Origin of the sequence: Flavobacterium sp. (assembly GCF_043720215.1) — a bacterium.
In the GTDB taxonomy this organism is placed as follows: Bacteria; Bacteroidota; Bacteroidia; order Flavobacteriales; family Flavobacteriaceae; genus Flavobacterium.
Window position 1 is genome coordinate 1 of record NZ_JAYSSZ010000142.1, and the last position, 3,880, is coordinate 3,880.

Below are 3,880 nucleotides of genomic sequence, written 5' to 3' on the forward strand. Positions count from 1 at the left end.
TACTTATTGGTTCTTTCGAAATATTAGCACTTTTAGTATTAATCGCAGTAATCGTTTTCTGGATAAGAAGAAACGTTATCAATCTAAAACGTTTTATTCATAATGACCTAAAAGGCTGGCCAAAATCCGACGCAAACTACATTTTATATTTTGAAGTGGTTTTAATGTCATTATTTCTAATTATGAATGCTGCCGATTTGTGGTTGCAAACTATGAATGTACATCACTATACACAAGCTGGCTCATTTCCAATATCACAATTTATTGCACCAATCTTCAACGGAATGTCAGAAGGATTAGTTATAATGATAGAACGTGGCGCATGGTGGTTACACATTTGCGGCATTTTAGTATTCCTAAATTACCTCTATTTCTCTAAACACTTGCATATTTTACTAGCATTCCCAAATACCTATTTTGCAAATTTAAAGCCACAAGGACAATTTGATAATCTAGAAAGTGTAACAAAAGAAGTAAAACTAATGATGGATCCAAATGCAGATCCATTTGCAGCACCAGCACCAGATGACAATGCAGTTCCAAGTAAATTCGGAGCGCAAGACGTGCAAGATTTAAACTGGGTTCAGTTACTAAACGCCTATACTTGTACCGAATGTGGTCGTTGTACATCATCATGTCCAGCCAACCAAACAGGAAAAAAATTATCGCCAAGAAAAATCATGATGGATACTCGTGATCGTTTGGTCGAAGTAGGAAACAATATCGATGTTAACAAAGGCGTATTTATTCCAGACGGGAAATTCCTATTAGGAGATTACATCACACCCGAAGAGCTTTGGGCATGTACTTCTTGCAACGCTTGCGTCGAAGAATGTCCTGTAAATATTAGCCCATTGTCTATAATTATGGATATGCGCCGTTATCTAGTTATGGAGCAAAGTGCTGCGCCACAGTCGCTAAACGCCATGATGACAAATATCGAAAACAACGGAGCGCCATGGCAATACAACCAGCAAGACCGATTAAATTGGAAAAACGAATAAAATAATATTTTGGGCGTGACCCGAAAAGGGTCGGGCTTTCGGCTATATTTTTTTTTCGGCAAAAAAGCCTCAAAAAAGGATACCGCCTCAATCCCTCACGCAAAAACAAGGATAAATAAACAGTACAATGAACATCGAAGATTTAGATAAAAGTTTAATAGCCGCATCAGAAAACGGACAAACAATAAGCCCCATCTTACCAGAAGGAGTAAAAAACTATCTAATAGATATAGACGGAACCATTTGCGATGATATTCCAAATGAAGAACCAGAAAGAATGCTTACCGCCGAAGTATATCCAGACGCTTTAGCAACCTTAAACAAATGGTACGACGAAGGACATATAATTTTCTTTTTTACCTCAAGAACTGAAGCACATCGTGAATATACTGAAATCTGGCTTAAAAAGCACGGATTTAAATACCACGGAATGCTTATGGGAAAACCACGTGGAGGGAATTACCACTGGATAGACAATCACTTGGTAAAAGCAACACGTTATAGAGGAAAATTTACAGATTTAATAGATAAAGAAGTAACAATCCAAGTCTTCGACGACGGAAAACACTAATAAAAATTTGGTTATTTGTGGATTCGGTTATTTGTTTAATCGAATAACCAAATCCACAAATCCACAAACAAACAGATTATGCAAGAAACATTAATAGTGCCTACAATGGCAGAAATGCTAGCCCAAGGTAAACAACCAGAAGTATTATTTTGGGTAGGATGTTCAGGAAGTTTTGATGATAGAGCAAAAAGAATCACTAAAGCTTTTGTACGTATTTTAAATCGTGCAAAGGTCGAATTTGCTGTGCTTGGTACCGAAGAAGGTTGTACAGGTGATCCTGCGAAACGAGCAGGAAACGAATTTTTATTTCAAATGCAAGCCATGATGAATATCGAGGTGCTAAATGCGTATGAAGCAAAAAAAATAGTAACTGCATGTCCGCATTGTTTCAATACAATAAAAAATGAATACCCAGAATTGGGCGGAAAATATGAAGTAGTTCACCATACAGAATTCCTTAAATCACTGTTGGATGACGGTCGATTAACTATTGAAGGCGGACAATTCAAAGGAAAAAGAATCACTTTTCATGATCCTTGTTATTTGGGACGTGCCAACAAAATATATGAAGCTCCAAGAGAATTAATTCAAAAACTAGATGCCGAATTAGTCGAAATGAAACGCTCTAAAGCCAATGGATTATGTTGTGGAGCAGGTGGAGCACAAATGTTTAAAGATGCCGAGCCAGGAAACAAAGAAATAAATGTTGAAAGAACTGAAGATGCTCTAGAAACAAAACCAGAAATCATCGCAGCAGGTTGTCCGTTTTGTAACACAATGCTAACCGACGGTGTAAAAAACAAAGAAAGAGAAGCTGACGTAAAAGTGATGGATATCGCCGAATTGATTGCAAACGCTCAAGATTTATAATGAATGTTTTCTTGTTTAAAATTAAAAAAACATTTTTAATACCATTAATTTTTCTTTGCATAGGTTCATCATCGTTAGCTCAAGAAATAAATAACAATGTTTCTATCGACTCTGTTAATGTTGATGAAAATAAGAATATAAAATTCAATTATAAGCAACTAGTAATTCCAGCAGTTTTAATAGGGTATGGAGTTTGGGCTACAGACAATGATCAATTAGAGTTTGTAAATTCTAAAATAAACAAAAATTTAACTTTAGATATTGACGATAAAATTACAATTGACGATTTTTCACAATACACACCATTAGCAACTTTATTAGGATTAGAAGCATTTGGAATAAAAGGAAAAAATGATTTTAAAGATAAAACTGTAATTTCAGCCACTTCTTACTTAATTATGGGAATTGCAGTTAATAGTATTAAAATAACGGCGCATGTTCAAAGACCAGATTCAACAAATGTAAAATCATTTCCGTCTGGACATACTGCCACAGCTTTTATGGGAGCTGAACTATTACATCAAGAATATAAAGACGTCTCTTTGTTGTATAGTTTTTCAGGTTATTTTGTAGCATCTGCCACTGGAATTTTTAGGCTTTACAACAATAAGCATTGGTTCTCTGATATAATTACAGGTGCTGGAATAGGAATTTTAAGTGCTAAAGCTGGATATTGGTTATACCCAACAGTAAGCAAGTTATTTACAAACAAAAAAGAATCAAACACAAAAACATCTTTTATTCCATATTATGATGGAAAAATGACAGGGTTTGGATTAGTTTCTACATTTTAAAAAAATAAAAATATGTATATTCCATTTGAGGACTTACCATTAGAATCAAAAATATGGATTTATCAATCCAATCGTAAATTTTCAGATGAAGAATTTACAGAAATAGAAACTGCAACAAAAGCATTTATTACAGATTGGTCTGCTCATGGGACAGGTTTAGAAGCTTCTTATCTGCTAAAATACAATCGATTTATCATATTTGCTGCAAATCCAGAAGTGCAGGAAGTTACGGGTTGTTCTATAGATAAGTCAGTTCAGTTTATTCAGGATTTAGAGCAAAAATACCAAGTCGATTTGTTAGATAAAATGAATGTAACATTCAAAAATGGAGAATTTGTAGCTCACAAAACATTAATCGAATTCAAAAAAATGGCTAAAGATAAAGCCGTAACAGGATCGACAATTGTCTTTAATAATTTAGTAAATTCTATCGAAGAATTTAACGAATCTTGGGAAGTTCCTGCTGAAGACAGTTGGCATAGTCGTTTCTTTTAAAAAAATATACTGAAAAATTTAGGTTTCAAGTTTCTATTGTTTTCTGTACTCGTTTTATTTACGGTCAATTGTTCTGTAAATAAAAATCGTAGTAAAGAAAATAATGCAATTACTAAAAATACAGATAATCCTATAATTGAAAAATT

The 3,880-nt window shown here is 34.1% G+C and carries 5 protein-coding genes; all 5 read left to right on the plus strand.

Annotated features, from left to right (window positions below; all coding sequences use genetic code 11):
* The coding region (locus ACHZC3_RS06570) for a 4Fe-4S dicluster domain-containing protein (protein WP_394759075.1) at window positions 1-1,004 on the plus strand (1,004 nt) is incomplete at its 5' end.
* Window positions 1,005-1,131: 127 nt separating this feature from the next.
* Window positions 1,132-1,575, plus strand: a complete 444-nt coding sequence (locus tag ACHZC3_RS06575) for a phosphoheptose isomerase (RefSeq protein WP_394759076.1) — start codon at window positions 1,132-1,134, stop codon at window positions 1,573-1,575.
* A 78-nt stretch (window positions 1,576-1,653) separates the two neighbouring features.
* Window positions 1,654-2,445, plus strand: a complete 792-nt coding sequence (locus ACHZC3_RS06580; RefSeq protein WP_394759077.1) for a (Fe-S)-binding protein — start codon at window positions 1,654-1,656, stop codon at window positions 2,443-2,445.
* A gap of 11 nt (window positions 2,446-2,456) precedes the next feature.
* The gene (locus ACHZC3_RS06585; RefSeq protein WP_394759078.1) at window positions 2,457-3,239 is read left to right on the plus strand and encodes a phosphatase PAP2 family protein; all 783 of its coding nucleotides are present in this window, start codon (window positions 2,457-2,459) and stop codon (window positions 3,237-3,239) included.
* Between the two features lie 12 nt (window positions 3,240-3,251).
* Window positions 3,252-3,734, plus strand: a complete 483-nt coding sequence (locus ACHZC3_RS06590; protein ID WP_394759079.1) for an ABC transporter ATPase — start codon at window positions 3,252-3,254, stop codon at window positions 3,732-3,734.
* Window positions 3,735-3,880: the final 146 nt, after the last annotated feature.

Excerpts from the sequence above, each read along its gene's own strand:
- ACHZC3_RS06575 (WP_394759076.1), top strand. The coding sequence starts at position 1,132 with ATGAACATCGAAGATTTAGATAAAAGTTTAATAGCCGCATCAGAAAAC.
- ACHZC3_RS06590 (WP_394759079.1), top strand. The coding sequence starts at position 3,252 with ATGTATATTCCATTTGAGGACTTACCATTAGAATCAAAAATATGGATT.
- ACHZC3_RS06580 (WP_394759077.1), top strand. The coding sequence starts at position 1,654 with ATGCAAGAAACATTAATAGTGCCTACAATGGCAGAAATGCTAGCCCAA.